This window comes from Agrobacterium sp. fls2-241-TYG-188a (assembly GCF_030209845.1).
Genome location: NZ_JARVRD010000003.1, coordinates 641,377 through 664,299, shown reverse-complemented (window position 1 = coordinate 664,299; position 22,923 = coordinate 641,377). Strand labels below are relative to the sequence as shown.

At 58.6% G+C, this 22,923-nt stretch carries 21 protein-coding genes; 9 read left to right on the top strand and 12 right to left on the bottom strand.

Annotated features, from left to right (window positions below):
- Window positions 1-40: 40 nt before the first annotated feature.
- Complete coding sequence (gene xylB / locus QRN85_RS17095; RefSeq protein WP_284759461.1) at window positions 41-1,495, bottom strand: xylulokinase; 1,455 nt, start codon at window positions 1,493-1,495, stop codon at window positions 41-43.
- 25 nt (window positions 1,496-1,520) lie between these two features.
- Window positions 1,521-2,546: a LacI family DNA-binding transcriptional regulator gene (locus QRN85_RS17090; RefSeq protein WP_284759460.1), complete on the bottom strand. Its 1,026-nt coding sequence runs from the start codon at window positions 2,544-2,546 to the stop codon at window positions 1,521-1,523.
- 224 nt (window positions 2,547-2,770) lie between these two features.
- Between QRN85_RS17090 and QRN85_RS17085 the strand changes: the two genes are divergently transcribed.
- Both QRN85_RS17085 and QRN85_RS17080 read left to right on the top strand, forming a co-directional pair.
- Entirely contained in the window at window positions 2,771-3,454 is a 684-nt protein-coding gene (locus QRN85_RS17085) for a GNAT family N-acetyltransferase (RefSeq protein WP_284759458.1), read from the top strand.
- Complete coding sequence (locus QRN85_RS17080; RefSeq protein WP_112962879.1) at window positions 3,451-3,663, top strand: hypothetical protein; 213 nt, start codon at window positions 3,451-3,453, stop codon at window positions 3,661-3,663. Before QRN85_RS17085 ends, QRN85_RS17080 begins: the two co-directional genes overlap by 4 nt.
- A gap of 5 nt (window positions 3,664-3,668) precedes the next feature.
- Here QRN85_RS17080 and QRN85_RS17075 read toward each other — a convergent pair whose 3' ends face one another.
- The 4 genes from QRN85_RS17075 to QRN85_RS17060 all read right to left on the bottom strand — a co-directional run bounded on the left by QRN85_RS17075 (window position 3,669) and on the right by QRN85_RS17060 (window position 7,040).
- On the bottom strand, window positions 3,669-4,187 hold the full coding sequence (locus QRN85_RS17075; RefSeq protein ID WP_284759456.1) for a hypothetical protein: 519 nt from the start codon (window positions 4,185-4,187) through the stop codon (window positions 3,669-3,671).
- 96 nt (window positions 4,188-4,283) lie between these two features.
- Window positions 4,284-5,417 carry a nickel/cobalt transporter gene (locus QRN85_RS17070; protein WP_284759454.1) on the bottom strand — a complete coding sequence of 378 codons (1,134 nt, stop codon included), beginning with the start codon at window positions 5,415-5,417 and terminating at the stop codon, window positions 4,284-4,286.
- Window positions 5,411-6,058, bottom strand: coding sequence for a DUF1007 family protein (locus QRN85_RS17065; RefSeq protein ID WP_062584365.1), 648 nt, complete (start codon window positions 6,056-6,058; stop codon window positions 5,411-5,413). The genes QRN85_RS17070 and QRN85_RS17065 overlap by 7 nt, the downstream gene beginning before the upstream one ends.
- Window positions 6,059-6,146: 88 nt before the next feature.
- The gene (locus QRN85_RS17060) at window positions 6,147-7,040 is read right to left on the bottom strand and encodes a LysR family transcriptional regulator (protein WP_062584367.1); all 894 of its coding nucleotides are present in this window, start codon (window positions 7,038-7,040) and stop codon (window positions 6,147-6,149) included.
- Window positions 7,041-7,580: 540 nt separating this feature from the next.
- On the opposite strand from QRN85_RS17060, the gene odc2 reads away from it, so the two are divergent.
- Both odc2 and QRN85_RS17050 read left to right on the top strand, forming a co-directional pair.
- Window positions 7,581-8,714: an ornithine/lysine decarboxylase gene (gene odc2, locus QRN85_RS17055; RefSeq protein ID WP_062584372.1), complete on the top strand. Its 1,134-nt coding sequence runs from the start codon at window positions 7,581-7,583 to the stop codon at window positions 8,712-8,714.
- Window positions 8,715-8,911: 197 nt separating this feature from the next.
- Complete coding sequence (locus tag QRN85_RS17050) at window positions 8,912-9,478, top strand: GNAT family N-acetyltransferase (protein WP_112962877.1); 567 nt, start codon at window positions 8,912-8,914, stop codon at window positions 9,476-9,478.
- A gap of 108 nt (window positions 9,479-9,586) precedes the next feature.
- Here the strand turns inward: QRN85_RS17050 and QRN85_RS17045 are convergent, their stop codons facing one another.
- Window positions 9,587-11,398, bottom strand: coding sequence for a methyl-accepting chemotaxis protein (locus tag QRN85_RS17045; protein ID WP_284759450.1), 1,812 nt, complete (start codon window positions 11,396-11,398; stop codon window positions 9,587-9,589).
- Window positions 11,399-11,836: 438 nt separating this feature from the next.
- On the opposite strand from QRN85_RS17045, the gene QRN85_RS17040 reads away from it, so the two are divergent.
- A complete protein-coding gene (locus QRN85_RS17040; protein ID WP_062584374.1) occupies window positions 11,837-12,526 on the top strand; it encodes an OmpW/AlkL family protein in 690 nt (229 codons plus the stop codon).
- Between the two features lie 211 nt (window positions 12,527-12,737).
- On the opposite strand, the gene QRN85_RS17035 is transcribed toward QRN85_RS17040, so the two are convergent.
- From QRN85_RS17035 to QRN85_RS17025, 3 genes are all read right to left on the bottom strand, one after another.
- Window positions 12,738-13,730, bottom strand: a complete 993-nt coding sequence (locus QRN85_RS17035; protein ID WP_284759447.1) for a WD40 repeat domain-containing protein — start codon at window positions 13,728-13,730, stop codon at window positions 12,738-12,740.
- Window positions 13,731-13,934: 204 nt separating this feature from the next.
- Window positions 13,935-15,059 carry a CobW family GTP-binding protein gene (locus tag QRN85_RS17030; RefSeq protein WP_284759446.1) on the bottom strand — a complete coding sequence of 375 codons (1,125 nt, stop codon included), beginning with the start codon at window positions 15,057-15,059 and terminating at the stop codon, window positions 13,935-13,937.
- A gap of 78 nt (window positions 15,060-15,137) precedes the next feature.
- On the bottom strand, window positions 15,138-15,962 hold the full coding sequence (locus tag QRN85_RS17025) for a creatininase family protein (RefSeq protein ID WP_284759445.1): 825 nt from the start codon (window positions 15,960-15,962) through the stop codon (window positions 15,138-15,140).
- Window positions 15,963-16,040: 78 nt separating this feature from the next.
- Here QRN85_RS17025 and QRN85_RS17020 point away from each other — a divergent pair, with 78 nt between their 5' ends.
- The 3 genes from QRN85_RS17020 (at window position 16,041) to QRN85_RS17010 (ending at window position 18,751) form a co-directional block, all read left to right on the top strand.
- Window positions 16,041-16,550 carry a MarR family winged helix-turn-helix transcriptional regulator gene (locus tag QRN85_RS17020; RefSeq protein ID WP_062584378.1) on the top strand — a complete coding sequence of 170 codons (510 nt, stop codon included), beginning with the start codon at window positions 16,041-16,043 and terminating at the stop codon, window positions 16,548-16,550.
- Between the two features lie 122 nt (window positions 16,551-16,672).
- On the top strand, window positions 16,673-17,695 hold the full coding sequence (locus QRN85_RS17015; protein WP_062584379.1) for a LacI family DNA-binding transcriptional regulator: 1,023 nt from the start codon (window positions 16,673-16,675) through the stop codon (window positions 17,693-17,695).
- A gap of 93 nt (window positions 17,696-17,788) precedes the next feature.
- On the top strand, window positions 17,789-18,751 hold the full coding sequence (locus tag QRN85_RS17010; protein WP_284759442.1) for a 2-hydroxyacid dehydrogenase: 963 nt from the start codon (window positions 17,789-17,791) through the stop codon (window positions 18,749-18,751).
- Window positions 18,752-18,884: 133 nt separating this feature from the next.
- Here QRN85_RS17010 and QRN85_RS17005 read toward each other — a convergent pair whose 3' ends face one another.
- Entirely contained in the window at window positions 18,885-19,640 is a 756-nt protein-coding gene (locus QRN85_RS17005) for a gamma-glutamyl-gamma-aminobutyrate hydrolase family protein (protein ID WP_284759441.1), read from the bottom strand.
- A gap of 288 nt (window positions 19,641-19,928) precedes the next feature.
- Here QRN85_RS17005 and QRN85_RS17000 point away from each other — a divergent pair, with 288 nt between their 5' ends.
- Window positions 19,929-21,035, top strand: coding sequence for a TRAP transporter substrate-binding protein (locus QRN85_RS17000; RefSeq protein WP_062584384.1), 1,107 nt, complete (start codon window positions 19,929-19,931; stop codon window positions 21,033-21,035).
- Window positions 21,036-21,393: 358 nt separating this feature from the next.
- Here QRN85_RS17000 and QRN85_RS16995 read toward each other — a convergent pair whose 3' ends face one another.
- Window positions 21,394-22,896 (bottom strand): TRAP transporter large permease, encoded by a 1,503-nt coding sequence (locus QRN85_RS16995; RefSeq protein WP_284759440.1) that lies wholly within the window; start codon window positions 22,894-22,896, stop codon window positions 21,394-21,396.
- Window positions 22,897-22,923 lie beyond the last annotated feature (27 nt).

Genomic DNA, 22,923 nt, shown 5'->3' with positions numbered 1-22,923 from the left:
GTGTTTGGTGCCGGTGGGTGTCGCTCACCCCCCGGAAAGCTCAATGCGAAAGCGGCCTGATGGCCGGGTAAAGCGCCCGGTAACGCCCGTAGGCATCCTCATAGGGCTCAGCGAGCGCCGCGACCGGCTCTATGGTTTCTTCCGTTTCCGGCTGGGTGCAGACGGCAACCGGGTCCGCGCCCGTCGCTGCGATCAGCCCAAGGCGGGCCGCACCGAAGGCTGCGCCGAAATCGCCTTCCGCCGGAATATCCACGGAGACGCCGAGCGAGGTTGCGATGGAGGCCAGCCAGTAGCGGGAGCGCGAACCGCCGCCGATGGCGGTGACGCGGGAAATGGAGGTGCCTGCGGATTTGAGCGCTTCCAGATTGTCCCTGATGGCGAAGGTCACGCCTTCCATGACAGCCTGGGTCAGCGCCTTGCGGTCGCTTTCATGGGAAAGGCCTATGAAGGAGCCGCGAATGGCGGCGTCATTGTGCGGTGTGCGTTCACCGGAGAGGTAAGGCGCGAAGGTGACGCCTGTCGGAGCCTTCAAATCATCGCCGAGCTCGATGGAAAGATCGGCTGCGGATTTGCCTGTAATGCCGGAATACCAGTTCAGCGCATCTGTCGCAGACAGAATGACGCCCATCTGGTGCCATGTATCGGGCAGCGCGTGGCAGAAGGCGTGAACGGCACTCTCAGGCTTTGGCAGATAGGAGGCATTGGCGGCAAACAGAACGCCCGATGTGCCGAGCGAAACGAAGGCGTGGCCTTCCGAGACCGTGCCCATGCCGCAGGCGGAAGCGGCATTATCACCCGCGCCACCGGCGACAACGACCTTGCCTGAAATACCCCAGGCAGAGGCAAGTTCGGAGCGTAGCGTTCCGGCTTCATCCGTGCCTTCGACCAGCGATGGCATATGGTCTTCCGTCAGGCCGGTGGCGTCCAGCAGCTCGGATGACCATTTGCGCGCGCCGGTATCGAGCCATGAGGTGCCAGCGGAGTCGGACATTTCGGAGATATATTCGCCCGTCAGCCACAGCCGCAGATAGTCTTTCGGCAGAAGTACCTTGGCAACCTTGGCAAAGATCTCCGGCTCGTTATTGGCGACCCAGACGAGTTTCGGTGCGGTAAAGCCGGGAAACACGATATTGCCGGTGATCTTGCGGAACCGCGGATCGGCGTCGAGCTTTGCAGCTTCCGCATAAGAGCGGGTGTCGTTCCACAGGATGCAGGGGCGAAGCACATCGCCAGCCGCATCCACCAGTGTTGCGCCATGCATGTGGCCGGAGAGGCCGATGCCCTTCACCGCCGAAAGCTCCTTCGGAAACTTGGCTTTCAAGCCGGAGATGGCGGTTTCCGTTGCCTTGATCCAATGGGCCGGGTCCTGTTCCGACCAGCCATGGTGCAGGCGGGACACGTCGAGCGCGCCATTGGCCGAACCGATGACGTTTTGATCGCCATCGATCAGCAGCGCCTTGACGCCTGATGTTCCCAAATCGAGACCGAGATACATGTTTCCTCCAGTGCTTAAGTCAGTGTCAGGGGAGATTATCCCGCAAGAATATGTCGATACGAATGCGTTCCTGCGCGTCGATGACCGCAAGCCCATCGGCGCGCGCTTTCAGCACCCTGATAGCGCTGCGCACCTCATGGCCCGCATCCTGGTTCAGCACCGCATCCAGCACGCCTTCCGCCAGCGCGCTGGAGGTGTTTTCGGTCAGCTCATGGGCGATGACGCAGGGACGGGTTTGCTGGCGTGACGATTTCAGCGCCTTGATGAGCCCGCGATTGCCCGCGCCCAGACTGTAAAGGCCCAGAAGATCAGGATTGGCGTTTAGGCATTCGGAAACCAGTCGTTGCACCGTTTCCGGATCGTCGCGGCCTTCGAGAACCGGAAGCAGGTTGAGATCGGGGAACTCGTCTTCGATGACGGAGCGAAAACCGGCGAGGCGCTCGCGGTGGTCCTTGACCAGCATGGAGCCGGCGAGAACCGCGACATCGCCGCCTTTTTCCGGCAGGAAGCGTCCCATCAGGCTTGCGGCGGTGCGCCCGGCAGCGACATTGTCGATGCCGGCAAAATGATCGCGGCGGGAGCCGGTGAGGTCGGAAACAAGGGTAACGGCGGCAATGCCGCTATCGGCCAGCCGGTCTGCTGCCTCCACCACATCCTCGGCGTCGATGGCGACGAAGGCGACGCCTGACGGCTTCTCCAGCCGCGCCACATCCAGCGCCTGGCTCAATGCCGCAGCATCGAAAGGCGGCACCTCGATGATGCGAATGGAGGTTCTGTCGATGTAGGATCGCGAAGCCGCGGCCCTGACTTCGGCCCGCAGGCCCGCCATGAAGGAATTGTCATTGTTGGGCAGGATGAAGACCAGCGCGTAACTGCGGCCCTTGGCCAGATTGGCGGCGGCCATATCCCGCACATAGCCAAGCTCCACGATAGCCGCCTCGACCTTGGCGCGCGTTACGGCGTGCACGCCCGGACGCAGGTTGATGACCCGGTCAACGGTGGCAAGGCTGACGCCCGCTTTCGACGCAATATCGTGAACTGTCGGCTTCATGTTTTCTCCCGCTAGCGTGCATAGAGCAAATATTGAGGTACGTAAATCAGAAAATGATGTACGTACCTCAATATCATGCCTCACCGTGGGAACGCCGGGGAGGTGGACAGGTTACCTGCCGGTTTCGCCTGACGTTTTTGCCCTGCGGCAGCCATTGCCTCCTGCGCTGTTGTTTTTGGAAAGGGGGTCGGTTAAATCTGGACGTTCATGTCATGGGGAAGAGAATGCGCGATCTGTCTACATTCACGGGATGTCCCGCACCGCAGCCGGTGACGCTGGAGGGGCGCTTCGTCAAGGCGGTGCCGTTCGACCGCGCAATGCATCTGGAAAGGCTCTGGGATGCGCTCGGTGGGCTTGGCATCAACGATCTCCTGAAATACTTCCCGCAGGACGGTTTTCTCAATTCACAGGCATTCGGAGACTGGGTCGAGGGTGCGCAGACCGCATTTGGTTGGGTCACGCTCGTCTTCATCGAGAAGGCCACAGACGAGGTTGTCGGCATGGCGAGCTATATGCGCCCGGACCCGAAGAACGGCGTGGTGGAAGTCGGTTCCGTCGCCCATGGCGTGAAGATGAAGCGCTCACCGCTTTCGACAGAGGCTCATTATCTGATGGCGCGCCATGTTTTCGACGATCTCGAATATCGCCGCTACGAATGGAAATGCCACAATGAGAACGAGGCATCCAAGGCAACAGCGAAACGCTACGGCTTCATGTTCGAAGGCCTGTTTCGTCAGCACATGGTCTCCAAAGGCGCAAACCGCGATACCGCCTGGTTCTCGATGATCGACCGCGAATGGCCGCCGATCAGGCAATCCTTCGAGACATGGCTGTCGCCCGACAATTTCGACGCCGATGGCGTGCAGAAGGAAAAGCTGGAAGATATCCGCGCAAGGATCATGGCATGAGCGGCTCCGGCACCACCCGATCAACGGCCCTTGCGGCGCTCGCCATCGTCCTCGGCTTCGGCCTGCTGTTCTTCATCCTGCCGACCGTGACGCTGTGGCTGGCCAACCACTATTCCGTATGGGTGGCCGCAATCTTCGACGCCATCGCCGTGCTTGGCTTCTTCCTGATTTTCTGGCTGAGGGCGCGGTATCAGCGGCGCAACCGCTAGGGTAGCTACAGCATGTCTCCAAAAAACATGCCGTAAAAGACACCAGAAAAGAGAGCTCGGCCAATCTTTCCGCTGGGGCTGCCGTCTGTTGATCTGAGTGCTAGGTATAAATCTGCGGCATTGATCATGCCAAGAATGATCACCACTGCCACGATTGCCCAGATGCCGATCAGAAAAAGCAGACCGATGATCGAAGCGATGGCAACAAGCACCACAACGCCGTTTTCGGCACGCTGATATTCGTCATCTGTCCTGTCACCTCTGAAACGCTGCTCTATAGACCTACGGAAATTCTGGATTCCCGTTCCAGTTTGCGGCGGTGTCGATGGCGTGCGAAATTTGCCGACCAGAAATTCACTCATCAACCCCACGACAAAAGCCGCACTGAGGCACGCGGTTACAAGAAACCAAAGATGGCCATATGCCGCGAGAGATAAATCGGCTTGATTGATTAAAGCAAATCCCAAGACAAAGCCCACGGCGGCGCAGGCGATTGCGCTTGATGTGACCACGATGTCTTTCATCAATCGACTGCTGAGCAAAGGCAATCCTACTTTCGCTTCATCGGCAGAGCGCAACCTAACGCTCGACAGGTAAAATGGCAGCGTGAAATCGTAGCTTCACGCCTGTAGCGCGGCCCCCAGCAAGCCAAGTCCCATCAACAGCACGAAGACGGCGCCTGCGATTTCGATGGCGTGGGTGATGCCTGCGGCTTTGCGGCTGCCGGAACCGGCGAGGCGGATGGCGACATCCTTTGCCTTGACTGCGATGATGGCAAGCAGCGACACGGTGATGGCGGTGCCGATGGACATGGCCAGCACCGACATGACGCCGCCCATCAGCAGGCCGTTCAGCATGGAAAAGCTCATGACGATGATGGCGCCGGAGCAGGGGCGAAGGCCGACTGCGACGATGGCCGACCATGCTTCCGGCAAGCTGAAATCACGCGACTGCAACAGCGATGGGTCCGGCGCATGGGCCTTGCCGCAGGCGTCGCAGATATCGCCGGTTCCGCTTAGGGCATGATCGGCAAAGACGGGCTGGCCCTGAAAGCGCAGACCGCTTCCCATTCCGGTTTTAAGCGGGCCGGTTTTGAGCGGGCCGGTTTTAAGCGGGCCTGTCTTGAGCGTTTCTGATGTGAACTGGTCTTTCGCTGGCGTTGCGGGACCGGAGGGAACGGCTGCTTCGAAGGCCAGTGCGGGGGAGGGACGGGCGGTAGCCATCAGGCTGCGGATCTTGCGAAACAGCAGCCATGCGCCAAACAGCGCCACCATGGCAAAACTTGCGATTTCCATGGCCTGCGTGGCCCTGGTCATGGTGATGGAGGTGCCGCGCAGCACGAGATAGGCCGCACCGACGAGGGCGATGGCAACCGCGCCCTGCAGCAGGGCGGAAACGAAGGAGATGACGATGCCGCGTCTCAGCTGGGTTTCATTGGCAATCATATAGGAAGAGATGACCGCCTTGCCGTGGCCGGGGCCTGCGGCATGAAAGACGCCATAGGCAAAGGACAGCGCGATCAGTGACGACAGCGCCCAGGGGTCCTGACGCATCGCCCGCAAGGCGCCGGTCAGCGCGCGGTAGAATGTCTGCTGGTGGACGTTGATCCACTGGAACAGCGGCGCAAGGGGACCGCCGACGGAAATCGAAGGTTCCGCCGATCCTATTCCCAGCGGCGACTGGGCATGGGCAAATGTTGCGGCGGTGAGGACTATTCCCAGCGTGATGAAAGCGCGGCCAGGCGTTTTCAGCATGTCAGCTCCATGCGGGTGGCAAACAGTTTGGTCATGTCGGTGCCGGTCGGATCGTTGAAGAAGGCGTCGGTCAGGTTGCTCTGGTTCTGGGCGATGATCTCATCCGGATCGGGGCGCACAACCTTGTGCTTGCAGGCGGCAAGATGCGTGCCCTTGATGACGATGTCACTGTCCTTGGCGAAATCGATGGCCGTATAGAGCGTCGGGTCCCATGCGCCGAAGGTCAGCGTACCCTTTGCCAAAAGCGGGGCTTTCGGCTTGACGGAGAAGAACATCAGAACCTGATTGTCCTTGTAGTCCACGTGGATGGCATCCGGCTTGCCGAAATCCACCTGTTTTCCGTTCTGCGTGATGAATGTGTAATAGGAAAATTCCGCCAGCGATTCGTGCACGGTCGCGCCGATCTCCGCGAGCTCCTCCTTGTCGAGCTTGGCATCGCTATTCTTGTCATAGTCCAGCACCACGCTTGCGGAAAACATCTCGTCGAAGCGCCAGATGTTGCGCACTTCCTGCACATTGCCATCGGCACCTTCGATGATTTCCATGCGGGCTTCGGCAAAAATATGCGGATGCGCCATGGCGGCGATGGGCGCAAGGCAGGCGGACAGGCATACAGCCAAAGGTAAAATCGCGGTTTTCATGGATGCTGACTGTCTCGATTATCGAATCTGTTGGCGGATAGTAGCGTCAAATGGGACCGAATTTCGGCCCCTCTTTTCTGGCTGCGGGTCAACCCTGCTTTTTGAACCAGTTGGAAAGGTAGTCCACGAAGCTGCGGACCTTGGCGGGAAGATAGCGCCGATGCGGATAGACGGCATAGATGCCACGATCTCGCGAGATGTAGTCATCGAACAGCGTTACGAGTTCGCCGGAGTGGATATGGGGTTTTGCAATGAAGTCCGGGACGATGGCGACGCCGAGGCCTGAACGGGCGGCGCGCAGCGTTGCCTGCGGGCTGTTGACTTCGATCGGCCCGGTAATGGCCACCGAGTTGGTGCCGCCGCCGGGTTCGAAATAACGGATGTGATTGTGAAAGCGGGAATTGGTATCGACAATGCAAGGCACTTTCGCCAGATCCTGCGGCGAGTTGAGCGGCCCATATTGTTCGACAAAAGCGGGCGTGGCGACGGCATGGACGCGGAAATCGGCAAGCTTCCTTGCAATCATGCCGGAATCCTCGAGCTTGGTGATGCGGATCGCCATATCAAAGTTTTCCTCGATCAGGTCCACGAACCTGTCTTCGGCAACGATTTCCAGCGAAAGCTCGGGGTTCTCCTTGGCAAAATCGATCAGGCTCTGGCCAACATCCGCATCGATGAAAGTCCGCGGTACGGACAGCCGCAGCTTGCCTTTTAAATCGGCATTGTTCTCGCGCACGAGGTCCGCAAGATTGTCGATTTCCTTGAGGATGTCGGAGGCGGTGCGGTAATAGGTATGGCCCGCTTCCGTCATGGAAAATTGCCGTGTCGTGCGGTTGAGGAGAAGCGCACCCAGATCGTCTTCCAACTCGCGCACATATTTGGACAGAAGCGCCTTGGAACGACCTGTCTTGCGGGCGGCTGCGGAAAATCCCTCCGCTTCGACAACATCGATAAAGGCTCTGATACGGGTGAGAGTGTCCATCGAAGTCTCCAGTTTGTTCCGCATAATTGAACGCTCATGCCCCAGCGTTCAAGAATAAAATGGTGTGCCGAAAAAATCCGCAAAATGGTGAAAAATTCCCTTGATTATGACTGCGAATATTCTTATCTCCCGGTTGCCCAAAGTCGCACGTGCCCATGTGTGTCCGCCGACCCTCGATGTGGTGAGGAAATCGGTAAGGTACCTGGAATTAACCCCTCCAGTCGCTATTCCGGCCAACCGGAAAATGCGAGGACATACGAAGCAACGACGGTGCGGGCCTTTCTGGTTCTCTGCCGGCTTTCCATCAGCCGGGGTACTGAAGAGGCACACCATCATTGCCGTAAGTGCGGTTGGGAACTTTCCCTCCAATCCCATGGCAGACAAAGCCGAATAATGCTCTGGCAGGGCGTTGTTCATATTTGCGCCTTGAGCGTATGCGAATGATTCTGCGCCTCCACCGGCTGAATCGTGCCGCATATCTTGAGCGCCCTTTGTCCTCCGGAATTTTTCCGGGGTCGGAACATTCGAGGGAATATAACGATGACGACTGCACGCATCCTCGACTTCATCAAGACCCGCCGTCCAGAAGGTCCCTGCCTTGTGGTTGACCTCGACGTCGTGCGCGATAACTTCGACGCGTTCCGGCACGCTTTGCCAAACAGTGCGATCTATTATGCCGTAAAGGCAAATCCTGCTCCTGAAATCCTCAAGCTTCTGGCTTCGATGGGTTCCAACTTCGACTGCGCCTCCGTGGCCGAAATCCAGATGGCGCTTGATGCAGGCGCAACCTCTGATCGTATTTCCTACGGCAACACGATCAAGAAGGAACGCGATGTTGCGCGCGCCCATGCGCTCGGCATCGATCTCTTCGCCGTTGACAGCCATGAGGAAGTGGAAAAGGTTGCCCGTGCAGCTCCTGGCGCTCGTGTATTCTGCCGCGTTCTGACCGATGGTGAAGGCGCCGAATGGCCGCTGTCGCGCAAGTTCGGCTGCGTGCCGCAGATGGCTGTCGATGTTCTCGTCTATGCCCATCAGCTGGGTCTGGAATCCTATGGCGTTTCCTTCCATGTCGGTTCGCAGATGATGAATCTCGATGCATGGGATGCAGCACTTGGTGACGCAAAGCGGGTCTTCGCTTCGCTTGCCAAGCAGGGCATCCACCTGCAGATGGTCAATATGGGCGGTGGTTTCCCGACGAAGTACCTGCGCGACGTGCCTGCTGCCGAAGAATATGGCCATGCCATCGACACAGCGCTTCGCAAGCACTTCGGCAACCAGATTCCGAAGACCATCATCGAGCCGGGTCGCGGCATGGTCGGCAATGCCGGCGTCATCAAGGCGGAAGTCGTTCTTGTCTCGCGCAAGTCCGACAACGACAATCACCGCTGGGTGTTTCTCGACATCGGCAAGTTCGGCGGTCTGGCCGAAACCATGGACGAAGCCATTCGTTACCCGATCCGCACCGAGCGTGACGGCGACGAGATGGAAGCTTGCGTTCTGGCCGGTCCGACCTGCGACAGCGCCGATGTGCTCTATGAGAAGAACATGTATCCGCTTCCGGTCTCCCTGACCATTGGCGATGAAGTTCTGATCGAAGGCACGGGCGCCTATACGACGACCTATTCGGCGGTCGCTTTCAACGGTTTCGAGCCGCTGAAGTCCTATGTGATCTGAAAAAATCGCCGCTTGTCTGGGGGCAGGCGGCGTTGCGACGGATCCTCCCGTTCCGGCTTTTGCAGAAGCGCCAAGGCGCAACCCTGCTTGCCACAGCCTCTGCCCAGCCGAGGAAAAGGCGTTGCAGCAGGCCGGAACGGTTCACACTATCATTCAGGTGCCGCTATCCGTGGGCGGCTTGGTGACGGGAGGCCGTGATGGCCGCTGTTCTCAACTCTGTACGTGCATTCTTTACGCCGCAGACATTTCATATCGACGTGGAAACACCGGCCGACGTTGTTGCCCGCGAGACTTTGCTGGACCGCGTCATGGGTCCGGGCCGTCGCCGCAAATCCTCTGAAAAGCTGCGTGCCGGACGGGTGCCAGCCGAAGGCTTGGCGCTGGTTGCGCGCGACGAGGACGGCCATGTCATCGGCACGGTACGCCTGTGGAATGTTCAGGCCGGTGTGACGCGCGAAGGGCGCGGCGTCGAAGCTCTGCTGCTTGGACCGCTGGCGGTCGATTGCGCCCATGAAGGCAAGGGCATTGGCTCGGCGCTGATGCGCGCGGCGATCACTGAGGCAGCGCAGCGCGGCCACGGTGCCGTTCTTCTGGTGGGCGATGCGCCCTATTATGAGCGTTTCGGCTTTCAGGCCGACCTAACGCAGCATCTGGTCATGCCAGGACCGTTCGAGCGGGGCCGCTTTCTGGCGCTGGAGCTGAAAAAAGGCTGGCTGGAAGGTGCGGCGGGAATGCTGGTCGCCACCGGACGCAAGTTTTCCTGAGTGCATCGTGCGGTGGTGAGCAACCGCCAGAAAATCCGACGCTCTTGTTGGTATCGAGGCGGGCCCATCGGCCCGCCTTTTTGCGTTTGGCCAGGTCGAGATCGCCGCTCAGGCAGCGCGGCGAGATGCGCTTTGCGTTGGTTCCACCCTGAAACGCCCGATCATGTTGGAAAGGCTTGCGGTGGCATTGGCTATCGATTGGCTGACGGCGTTGGTTTCCTCAACCATGGCCGCGTTCTGCTGGGTCATCTGGTCGAGCGAATTGACGCTGGCGCTGATTTCCTGAAGCCCGACCGACTGTTCGCGCGCCGCGGTGGTGATGCTGTCTATGTTGACATCGATTCGCGAAACGAAATCGCCGATCTTGTTGAGCACGGTGCCAGCCGACTGGACAAGCTGCACACCGCTTTCCACCTCTTCATTCGACTTGCCGATCAGATCCCGGATTTCACGCGATGCCTTTGCAGAGCGCTGGGCAAGTTCGCGGACCTCCTGGGCAACCACGGCAAATCCCTTGCCCGCTTCCCCCGCACGGGCCGCTTCCACACCGGCATTCAGCGCCAGCAGGTTCGTCTGGAAGGCGATTTCATCGATGACACCGATGATCGACCTGATTTCTCCAGCGGCAGTCTCAATGCGGTGCATTGCAGAAACCGCTTCGTCAACCACGCCTGAGGACTGGGCTGCCGAACGGCTAGCTTCCTTGATGAGATCGCGGGTCTCGTTTACCCGTGCCTCAGATGTCTTGACGGTGGATGAGACCTGTTCCAGAGCGGCGGCCGTCTCCTCAAGCGCCGCGGCCTGCCTCTCGGTGCGACGCGACAGATCATCGGCGGAACTGTGCATTTCGTGGCCCTGATCGCGCAGGCTGTCGGCTTCCTTGAGGATTTGCCCCATTGTTCCCTGAAGGGAGCGGACGGAAGCATTGAAATTTAGCCGCAGGGTTTCGAATTTCTGATCGAAGGCGCGCTCAAGCGTGGTGCTCAGATCGCCCCTGGAGAGATTCTCCAGGCCATATCCCAGCTCCTCAATGGCGAAGCGCAGCGCCTCCGCTTCCGCAAGACGCTCCCTCTCACGTCTCTCGCGATCTGCATTGGCGGAATGTCGGGATTGCTCCGCTTCGCTCTCCAGCTGAAGTTTGGCCAGTCCGGCATCCCTGAAAATCGCCAGCGCACGCGCCATTGCGCCGATTTCGTCGTGGCGGCCTAGATGCGGCGGTGCGTCCTGGAGGTTGCCCCCGGCCATGCTGGTCATGCTGCCGGTTATGTGCCGGATGGGCGCAATGGCGCGGCGGCGCAGAAAGATGGTCGAGCAGATGCTGAGCGCGACAAGCAGGCCACCAAGCATATAGGTGGTATGTTCGAGAAGACTTGTCTGTTCGGCCGCGTAAAGTTCCTTTTCCTTGCCATACAGTGTCGCCATTTCTACAAGCTGGTTGACGGCAGTCTCGTGGTCGTGGAACGTCAGGCTCAGCTTGTCGAGTTCGCCGGTTATCTTCGCCCTGTCCAGCGACGCGAGGGCAGGCAGCGTAGCGGAGTCAAGTATCGCCCAGAACGCATCTCCCTTGGCAAGCACATCGTTCTCGATCTTCTTTTTCAAGCTGTCGGGAAGAGTGCTCGTCTTCCAGTACTGGCGTCTGTCGTCATACTGGGTTTTCAGAAGGCGAACACGCTCGATATTCCTGGAAAGTACGTCAGGGTGAAGCGCACCTTCGTTGATCAGCGCGTAGGCCTCGATCAGATAGAGCGGCGGCGGCAGAATATCTGCGACGAGATCCTTTCCGTCGACAATTTCTTTGTAGATGGCTCCATTGACCTTCAGCCTGTCGAGTGCGTAGGCGCTGGTCAGAAGCGTAAGAATGATGCCACCCGCGAGTGCGACGCCAATTGCCGTAAATATTGCTGAAATCGAAAGTTTCATGAACAGAAGTCCGAAGGTCGTAGCGGAGAGCGATGATCGGGACTGCCTGGGTCGATGGGCGCGATCAATCACGTATTTGTTGCAGCTACGTAACCTGGAAGGCAGTACGTCGTTCTTGCATCAGCGTGTCAAAACTGCGGCCATGATCTGAGGGCAGGTATAATTCTTCACTATTACTTCAATATATTGATTTTCCATTAATGTTAATTTTATGCTAAAATCATTCATATTATCTAATATGCTAATGTATTAGATTCCAATAATTCTGGATATTGTTTTTAATTGCTCAGGAGTTGATCTAAGGCAAATACCTGCTCTCCAGCTTGTGATTACTGACGAAACAGATGTGCTCCGTGTCTGCCATGGAAGTCCGCGAGGCTGAAGAATGCCAGCCGGATCTGGGTGGAGCACATCTTTCGACAGATCAAGGAGAGAGACATGCCTGCCACATTCCTGAAAGCCGTCCTGTTAGCATCGACAGTCTGCCTGTCGCTTCCAGTGCTTTCCCACGCCGCCGACATGGCGCCTGCTGCGCCTGAGCCAACCGCCGAAGAAGCGATTGCCGCGTCAAGCCCATGGATGCTGCGCGTGCGCGGCCTTGGCGTCATCACCCATGACAGCGGAACAATCAACGGCGTTCCAGGCGCAGGTCTCGACTATTCGGACACCGTCATTCCGGAACTCGACGTCAGCTATTTCTTCACCGACAACATTGCCGCAGAACTTATTCTCGGCACCACCTTCGCGAAGATCAACACCAACGGATCGCTGGGCGAGATCGATGTCGGCAAGGCATGGCTGCTGCCGCCAACACTGACGCTGCAGTACCACTTCACCAATTTCGGCGCGTTCAAGCCCTATGTCGGTGCTGGCGTCAACTACTCGATGTTCTACAATCAGTCTGAAAAGGCCGGTTTCCATAACCTCGACGTGAAGAATGATTTCGGCGCAGCGGTGCAGGTCGGCTTCGACTACATGCTGACCAAGAATTGGGGTGTGAACTTCGACGTGAAGAAGATCTTCCTCGAAACCAAGTGGAGCGCCACGCACGACGCTCTGGGTGATATCAGCGGCAAGGCCAAGATCGATCCATGGCTGGTCGGCGCCGGTGTGACCTACCGCTTCTAAGCCGTCACGGCATCTGGGCCATCGCGCTGGGAGACCCGACAAGCTGTTGCCACGCGGGGGGCAGCAGCTTCGGACTTTTACAAGGCTCAGAAGTCATTGCCCGGGCGGCGGCGCGCTCGGGCAATGTGTTTAGAAACAGGCCAATTGGTAGCTGGTCAAGCTGGCGCGCCGACGGTGCCGGACCGCTATGGCGTTCCGCCTTTCGACATTCTCAGGACGAGATATCCACAATACCGCAATCGCCCGCTTCGGATGCGAAGGCCAGCAGATTGCCGCTTGCGCTCCACGACATGGAGGTGATGGCACCCTTGCCCGGACGGCGCAGCAATGCCTCCTTCTGGTCTGCCACGCGCACGCCAAGGATCATTCCATCGATGAAGCCGATGGCAAGAACATCCTCTATGGGATGAAAGGCAACGTTGGTGACCATGATGTTGGCGCGGGTGCCAAGCTCCAGCGGTGCCTTGCCCATGGGGCCATCCTTGCCGACGAAGGGCCAGACGATGGCGGCAGGCGCGCCTGAAGATGCCAGCCATTTGCCCTTGTTGGACCAGGAAATGGATTTCACCTTGGCGGGATAGCCGGTCATGCGCATATGGCGCGTGTCCATGCCACCCTTGGTGGCCTCCATCTTCCAGCCGTGCAGCGCGTTTTCCTGCATGGTGGTAACCAGGAATTTTCCGTCCGAAGAGAAGGTCACGCCGGTATGGGCACCTTTCCAGTCCAGATCGATCGGATCGCCCGCACTTGCCACCCAATGCAGGGTGACGCCATTGTAGCGGGCAGCGGCAATGCGCAGACCTTTTGGCGCAAAGGCAATGGCCTCGACGGTGCGTTCTTCCTTGAATTCCTTTACCGTGCCATCGGCAAGGCGCACGAAGCTGGATTTGCCAACGCCATATGCAATGGCGTTCTGCGGACCGCCCGCGACAACGCTGATCCATTTACGGGGAACATGGGCGAGCTCCTGCGCCGTGCCGTCATGGCTTACACGCAGGACCTTGCCATCTTCGCCGCCGGTGATGAGCGTGGTGCTGTGGGGATCGCGAATACAGGTGAGCAAGCCCTCGTGGATTTCCGTGACCTTCTCGCCGCCGTCCAGCCGGTGAATGGTTCCGGCAGCGGTGGCAAACATGGGAATATCGCCCAGAAAATGCGTCGCAACGACGTGGCCTTCGAGGTCAAGAGGGGCAACGGTGGGCATCGGTAAAAGGTCTTTCTGTCGTAAGGCAGGCGCGTTCGCCTTTGGTTGCTGTAAGCGTCTGGGCAAGACACTCGGTCTTCCGTCACCCCGGCCTTAAGCCGGGGGCACCCGCCGCGCAGCTGCGCGGCTTCAACTGTCTTTTGCGACCAGGGACCTGATCGCAAAAGATGCCGGATCACGTCCGGTATGGCGGAAAGAAACGTATCAAGCCGCTGCAAGGCAGGCGTTGAAACTGTTTTCCAGCTTCTCACGGTCGAGGTTGCGACCGATGAAGACGAGGCGGGATTCGTGCTTTTCGCCTTCCTTCCATGGGCGCTGATGATCGCCCTCGATAATCATGTGAACGCCCTGCACGACGTAGCGTTCCGCATCGCCCTTGAATGCGATGATGCCTTTCAGCCGCAGGATGTTCGGGCCATCGGTCTGCGTGACCTTCTGGATCCATGGGAAGAACCGCTCGGGGTTCATCTCGCCACCGCGCAGCGAAACCGACTGAACCGTGATGTCATGGATCGCAGAGACTTCGCCGTGGTGATGGTGATGCCCATGGTCATGGCTGTGATCATGATCGTGGTGATGATGGTCGTGGTCATGATCGTGATGGTGGTGATCATGCCCATGGTCGTGATCGCAGTCGGGGCCGCAGACATGATCGTCATGGCCGTGTTCGAGAAAATGTGGATCGTTTTCCAAGGCACGTTCGAGGTTGAACGCACCCTGATCCAGAACGCGGGCAAGATCGACGCCGGAGCGGGTTGCCTTATAGACGCGGGCGGATGGGTTGATGGCGCGCACGATGTCTTCGATGACAGCCAGTTCCTGCTCTGTCACAAGGTCGGTCTTGTTGATGATGACGACATCGGCAAAGGCGATCTGGTCTTCGGCCTCGCGGCTGTCTTTCAGGCGCAGCGGCAGATGCTTGGCATCGACAAGCGCAACGACCGCGTCAAGCTCGGTCTTGGCGCGGACATCGTCATCCATGAAGAAGGTCTGGGCAACGGGAACCGGATCGGCAAGGCCGGTGGTTTCCACGATGATGCCGTCGAAACGGCCAGGGCGGCGCATCAGGCCTTCCACGACGCGGATCAGGTCTCCGCGCACGGTGCAGCAGACGCAGCCATTGTTCATTTCGTAGATTTCCTCGTCGGATTCGACGATGAGATCATTATCGATGCCGATTTCGCCGAATTCATTGACGATGACGGCGTATTTCTTGCCGTGGTTTTCAGACAGGATGCGGTTGAGGAGCGTGGTCTTGCCCGCGCCCAGATAGCCGGTCAACACGGTGACGGGAATTGGCTTGATGGTGGCTGCTGCTGCTTCGGTCATGAGAACCTCTGGGAAATGATGGGCCGCGATACGGCTTTGAAAGCGTTGTCGTTCATATAGGCGTGTGGCGGAACGAGTTCAAAGAGAATCTGCCGAAGTTTTCTGAACGCTGCTTTCAAGCAAATTCATGTCGAAGGCATCGACATCTGCTAGAAGCTCCACGAGCCCCGCAATGGCGTGGGCGATGATTTTCTCACCCTTTTGCGCGCTCGCCGCGGCTGCGTTGCCTGCCACGCCCTGTTTGTTGAGGTCGGACATGCGCCATCCGAAGGCGTGTGGGCCATAGGCGCGCAGGTGCCTGTATTGCCGCATGAAATCCGACTGCTTCGAGGGGAAATTCCCCGCTTTTTCCATATCGACGTGCTGCGGGCAGAGAGCCAGCATAACGGAGGTTTCGATATCGCCGCCATGGATGTCGATGGCCTTGTCTTCTGGGGCAACCACCTCCTGCGGTATGCCAAAGCGTGTCCAGCTGGTGGCAACAGCCAGCATGTCGAAGCGAATGCGGGCCTCGGTTGCGACAATGGTCATGAGCGGTGAATTGCCGCCATGGGCGTTCAGCATCACGAATTTGCGGATGCCGCTTCTGTGTTGCTGCTCGGCAATGCCAAGCCAGCGATGGACCGCTTCATCGAAAGAAAGCGTTTTTGTGCCCGCCACGTCCATATGCTCCACGGAATAGCCGACCGGCTCTACCGGAAGGAACGTAACCGGCAATGTCGTCGGCAGGGCCGGCTTCAAACGGGCAACAATGCCTTGCGCAATCAGCGTGTCCGTCTCAAACGGCAGATGCGGCCCGTGCTGTTCATGCGCGCCGAGCGGCAGCACCGCAATCGCGCCATTTGGCTGCGCCGACGGCGATGTTACGTTGTTGTCGTGAAAATGCGTATATGTGTCTGGCATCTGGCGATCCGCGCCTGCATTCGTTAAGTAATACCAAGACCATATCGTTGTCCGGGATTTCAGAAAAGGCATTTGCTGATGAGCAAGGATAAGCTGGCCAAAAAGACTAAATCCGCGAAAAAAGCGAAATCCGGTAAGAAAAAGGATCTGACCTTCAGCCCCGACGAGTTGGCGCAGTCCATTACCCAGGCGGCACGGTCCATGCGCACGGCACTCAGCCACAACCTTGCGGCAACCGGTCTCTATGCCGGTCAGGACGGGGTTATTCTGGCGCTGGCGCAGGAAGGCAGCATGACGCCCGGCCAGATCGCGCAGAAGCTTGGCGTCAAGGCACCCACCATGACGCGCACCATCGGCCGCATGGAGGCGCAGGGCTTCGTGGAGCGGGGTGCGGGTGACGGTGACGGGCGTCTGACCATGGTCAAGCTGACAGAAGCCGGGCTGAAAAGTGTGGAGCAAATCACGACGTCGCTCGCCGATTGCAACGCCCGCGCCGTCGATGGCCTGTCGGCGAAAGAGATCAAGACGGTGGTCAAAGTGCTGCGCGCAATCGATGCCAACTTGCAGGCACTTGAATTAATCGATTAAAATTTCGCATGGATAATCTTGAAAGCGGTTGAAATCCTTAAAATGGTTGCGTCTTTTGTTTAAATTGTTTAGTCACAATTTAAACGCCGCCGAGGCGGCTTGCGTGACCGTAGGAGGGGACCGTGGCGCAAAAGATCAAACTTTCAACCATCGCAGAAAGCCTTGGCTTGTCCACCGCGACCATATCGCTGGCGCTGCGTGACAGCCCGCTGGTGGCTGCCGACACGCGCGAGAAGATCAAGGAGCAGGCGAGGGCGCTGGGCTATATCTACAATCGCCGCGCTGCCAGTCTTCGCACCTCCCGCTCGGGCATTATCGGCGTGGTGTTTCATGATGTCATGAACCCGTTCTACGGTGAAATTCTGAAAGCCATCGAAAGCGAGCTGGACCGCAGCCGTCAGACCTTCATTCTGTCCAACCATTACGACTCCGTCGAAAAGCAGCGCACCTTCATCGAAACGCTGCTGCAGCTTGGCAGCGATGGCATCATCATGTCTCCCGCCATCGGCACGCCGCTGGAGGATATGACGCTTGCCGAGGAAAACGGTATGCCCGCCATCCTCGTTGCCCGTTCCATGGATGGGGTCGATATGCCGACCTTTCGCGGCGACGATAGCTACGGCATTTCGCTTGCCACCAATCACCTCATCAGCCTTGGCCATCGCACCATTGCCATGGTGGGGGGAACGGACCAGACATCGACCGGGCGCGACCGCTATCAGGGCTATGTCAACGCGCTGCGCAAGGCAGGCATCGAGGTGGATCCGAACCTGCGTATTCCCGGCGCGCGCTCCAAGCAGGGTGGTTTCGAGGCTGCGGTGAACTTCCTGTCGCTGCCGCAGAAGCCGACGGCTGCCGTGTGCTGGAACGATCTTGTCGCGATTGGCTTGATGAACGGCATTTCGCGGGCGGGCTTCGTACCGGGCAAGGATATTTCCGTGACGGGCTACGACGATCTGGAAGAGGCAGCCATTGCCACACCAGCCCTGACGACGGTGTCGAACGGGCAGGCGGAAGTGGGACGACTTGCTGCGCGGGCACTGCTGGACAGGCTGGCCGGAAGCCATGAGCCCGACGGTATCCACCTTATCAAGCCGGAAATGCGCATTCGGCAATCCACCAGCCCCTGCATTCCGCGAAGCTAGGCAAAAGCGCTGAGCCCATCATGCAAAGATGGGTTCCGCTTTTGGAATCGATCGGCTAGCTTGGCCTCATGCATAGCAGGAGGATACCCAAGCATGTCAGATAGCAAAGCCGCCGTTCTCGTCCCGGGAAAAATTCACGCTCGCGTTCTCGAACGTTTCGAGGGCAAGGTAGACGTCATAACCGCTCCTGCCGGGCCAGAGCCGTCGCTTTCCGAGGAAGACGCGCAGCGCATCACCGCCGTTGCCGTTTCCGGCAGCTTCAACGCAAGCTGGATCGATGCCCTGCCGAAGCTGGAAGTCATCGCCAATTTCGGCGTCGGCTATGATGGCGTCGATGCCAAACATGCGGCGTCGCGCGGCATTGTCGTAACCAATACGCCCGATGTTCTCAATGACGAGGTTGCTGACACGACGATTGCATTGCTGATCGGCACGGTGCGGCGTCTCTATCAGGCCGAATCGCATCTTCGTGCGGGCAAGTGGGAAGCCGAAGGTCCCTTCATGCTGTCACCGTTTTCGTTGCGCAACCGCAAGGTCGGACTGTTCGGCATGGGGCGCATTGGTCAGGAAATTGCCAAGCGGCTGGAGCCGTTCAAGGTTGAAATCGGCTATCATACCCGCAGCAAGCGCCCCGAACTGTCCTACACCTATTACGGTTCCTTGAAGGAAATGGCGCAGGCCGTCGATATCCTGATCTGCATCGTGCCCGGTACGCCGGAAACCCACAAAGCCATCAATGCCGATATTCTCTCCGCACTGGGCCCGAACGGCGTGTTCATCAATGTCGGACGCGGATCGAGCGTGGATGAGGAAGCGCTTCTGAAGGCCTTGCAGGACGGCACGATCGGTGCAGCGGGTCTGGATGTGTTTTACGCCGAGCCCAAGGTGCCGGCAGGCTTCCTGTCCTTGCCGAACGTTACCCTGTTGCCGCATGTCGCCTCTGCCTCGGTCCCGACGCGCAATGCCATGGCCGATCTGGTGGCCGACAACGTGCTGGGCTGGCTGAGCGAGCGCAAGGTGGTGACACCGGTGCCGGAAACGCCCGTCAAGGGCTGAGGTCCGGGTTGCCCGGTTCGTTGGCCCCGCAGAGGATGCGGGGCTGACAGGCTTTGGTCTTGGGCGGCTCCGCAGAAGAATAGCGGCGGAGAAGCGGGATGACGGCAGCGCAGCTGGCGCTGCCATGAGTGCATCAAGCCCTGCTGGCCTTATAGTCCCGAACAGCCGTTCCGAATGCCTTAAACAGCGCGCGCGATGGTGCGTCCGTCTCCGCCCAATATTCCGGGTGCCACTGCACGCCCACGGCAAAGCCCTTCGCATCGATGACGGAAACGGCTTCGATGGTGCCGTCCTCTGCCGTCGCCTCGACCTGAAGCCGGGGCGCTGTCTTTGCGATGGCCTGGCGATGCAGGGAATTGATCTGCACTTCGCCCGTCATGCCCAGATGCTGCGCAATACATGAGCCTTCGCGGATATAGACGGGCTGGCGGATGGCAAATGCCTTGTCGCGGTCGATATCGTCAGGCTTGCGGTGGTCCCAGATGCCGGGCTGCTCCTGGATTTCGCTGGCGAGCGTGCCGCCGAGCGCAACGTTCAACTCCTGAATGCCGCGGCATATGGCCAGCATCGGAACGCCCCTGTCGATGGCACGGCGGATGAGCGGCAGGCTGGTGGCGTCGCGCGCGGGATCGAACGGACCGTCGCTTTCCTTTGCTTCGACACCATAAAGCGAGGGGTGAACATTGGTGGCGGAACCGGAGACCAGCAGCCCGTCGACCCGGTCAAGAATGGCATCGATATCGTTGCCCTCCTCAAAGGCAGGCACGATGAAACTCATGACATCTGCCACCTTGAGGGCTGCGGCAAGATATTGTGTCTGGGCTGCGTGCCATTCTGCGCCATCAAGGCTTCTGATATCGGCGGGAATGGCGATAATGGGTTTGGACATGGCGGCTCCGGCTTGCTGTACAGCCTCTTGTGCGACCGGAAAGGGCCGCTCGTCAAGCGTCTGGCACCGGCATCTCCTTGGGTTTCTTCGCCTAAAGTATAAGTCTGCCTACCAATATTCCAGTTGACTATAATGTCCGAGATGGAAGCAGCCGCCACTGTGCTTTGACAATCAATTTATTCTTCCGATGACGCTTGTCAGTCTGGTAGCCCCGTGCTTTCTTCTTGCCATGCCTGATAGCGGAGGGGAATTCGGCTACCGGCAAGATTCGTATCTGGGAGGATATTCATGGATCGTCGTTCGTTCATCAAAAAAGGCGCTGTTTCAGGTGCGGGCGCGGCTGCTGCAACAGTCCTGGCTGCTCCGGCCATCGCGCAACAGAATACCAAGATCACCTGGCGGCTGACCTCGTCGTTTCCGAAATCTCTGGATACGATCTTTGGTGGCGCGCAGGATGTCGCCAACCACGTCAACGCAGCCACGGATGGAAACTTCAACATCCAGGTCTTTGCGGCGGGCGAAATCGTTCCAGGCCTGCAGGCCGCCGACGCCGTGTCTTCGGGCACGGTCGAAATGTGCCACACCTGCTCCTACTATTATGTCGGCAAGGACCCGACCTTTGCCATCGGCACGGCCATTCCCTTCGGCCTCAACGCCCGCCTGACCAATGCGTGGTTCTATGAGGGCAATGGCAACAAGCTGCTCAACGAATTCTATGCCAAGCATAATCTCTACGGCATGATTTCGGGCAATACCGGCGTGCAGATGGGTGGCTGGTTCCGCAAGGAAATCAACACCGTCGAAGACTTCAAGGGCGTGAAGATGCGCATTGCCGGTCTGGCCGGCAAGGTGGTGGAAAAGCTGGGAGTCGTTCCCCAGCAGATCGCCGGTGGCGATATCTACCCGGCGCTGGAAAAAGGCACCATCGATGCGGCGGAATGGGTTGGTCCCTATGACGACCACAAGCTTGGCTTCCAGAAGGTGGCGAAATTCTACTATTACCCGGCCTTCTGGGAAGGTGGCCCGGTCATCCACTCCTTCGTCAATCTGGACAAGTGGAACAACCTGCCCAAGCACTATCAGGCCGTTCTGCAGGATGCCTGCGCCTTCGCCAATACCAACATGATGGCGAAATACGACACCAAGAACCCGACGGCGATCAAGCAGATCGTTTCGGAAGGCGCGACGCTGCGGCCTTTCAGCCAGGATATTCTGGACGCCTGCTACAAGGCAGCACTGGAAGTCTATGCCGAGATTTCAGCCGTCAACCCCGATTTCAAGAAGGTCTATGACGATCAGGTGGCCTTTAAGCGCGAGGGTTATCTCTGGATGCAGCTCGCCGAATATACCTTCGACACCTTCATGATGATCCAGCAGCGTAACGGCAAGCTGTAGGCAGTCTGAGCAATAAGTGGAATGCAAACCCGGATCGAAAGGTCCGGGTTTTATTTTGCGCTGTATCGGCGGAGACGGGCCCCGCCGACCTCAAGCGCTTTCTTGTTACATGGAAGCGTTCTGCCGGTTCCATGTAACAAGGAAATGCTGAAGGCAGCGGCCTTGCTGTTGAACTGTGGAGGTGATGCGATGCGAAAGCCGCTGAGCATTACGCTCATGTTTAGAAAAAGCCGGACAGGCTGGTTGATAGCTGTCCGGCTGACATTTCTGAGCACGTCGTAAACGGAGGGCAGAGTTGCAGCTCTGCCTTCCACTTCACCGATATAACGGGTTATTCAGCACGTAACAGTGTCGCGCCTTACTGACCGATTTTCGGCGGCTCGTTGAGGTTTGGCATTCCGGGCAGGCCGTTTCCGCCCGGCTGTGCGGGTGCGCCATCCATGGGGGGCAGGCCGAAATTGGGCAAGGTGTTGCCACCCGGATTGCCGAAGGCGGGGACCTCGATCTTGATGGTGTTGAGATCGACCTCCGGGGCCTTGTCGAGCCAGTAGGTGACCGATTCAGGCCAGAAGATCACGACAGCGACGAGAATGAGCTGCATTCCCAGCCATGGTATGGCGCCCATGTAGATGTCCGAGGTCTTCACGCTGCGAGGCGCAATGGAGCGCAGGTAGAACAGGGCGAAGCCGAAGGGCGGGTGCATGAAGCTCGTCTGCATGTTGATGCAGATCAGCACGCCGAACCAGATAAGATCGATTCCCAGCGAATGGGCAATCGGTGCCAGCATGGGCACGACGATGAAGGCGATTTCGAAGAAATCGAGGAAGAACGCCAGGAAGAAGATGAAGATGTTGACGAAGATCAGGAAGCCGATCGGACCGCCTGGAATTCCCGACAGCATATGCTCGATCCAGAGCGACCCGTCCATGCCCTGAAAGACGAGGCTGAAGCAGGTAGCGCCCACCAGAATGAACACGACCATGGAGGTAATGTGCATGGTGGAATGCATGCCCTGCTTGACCAGATCCCATGTCAGGCGACGATGTGCGGCGGCCAGCGCCATCGCACCGACCACGCCCAGTGCGCCCGCTTCCGTGGGTGTGGCGAGGCCCATGAAGATTGTGCCGAGCACAAGGAAGATGAGCACGATGGATGGCACCATGCCCGCCAGCACGCGAAAGACCAGTGCCCGGTTCAGCTCGCCGCGCGCTTCCGGCGGCAGTGCAGGCAGGTCTTTCGGGCGCACAAGCGACATGACGAAGATGAAGATCATGAAGATGAGGATCTGCAGGATCGACGGGCCGATGGCGCCGAGATACATGTCGCCCACCGACCGGCCGAGCTGGTCTGCGAGAACGATTAGCACCAGCGATGGCGGAATGACCTGCGTGATGGTGCCGGATGCGGCGATGACGCCGGTGGCAAGACGCGGATTATATCCGTATTTCAGCATGATGGGCAGAGAGATGACGCCCATGGTGATGACGGATGCGGCAACCGTGCCGGTGATGGCACCCAGAATGGCGCCGACGAGGATGACGGCGTAAGCCAGACCACCGGGAATGGCGCCGAACAGCTTGCCCGTACCCTCCAGCAGATCCTCGGCAAGGCCGCACCGTTCCAGAATGGCACCCATGAAGGTGAAGAAGGGGATGGCCAGCAGCAGATCGTTGGACACGATGCCGAAAATGCGCAGGGGCAGCGCCTGCAGGAAGGCGGGCGAGAAATGCTCCGTAAAGATGCCGATGACACCGAACAGCAGGCCGACAGATGCGAGAGAGAAGGCCACCGGGAAACCGTAGAGCATGAAGATGATCATGCCCAGGAACATCAGCGGCGGCAGAATACCGTATTCAAACATGGGAATATCCTTAGCGATCAGCGCCTG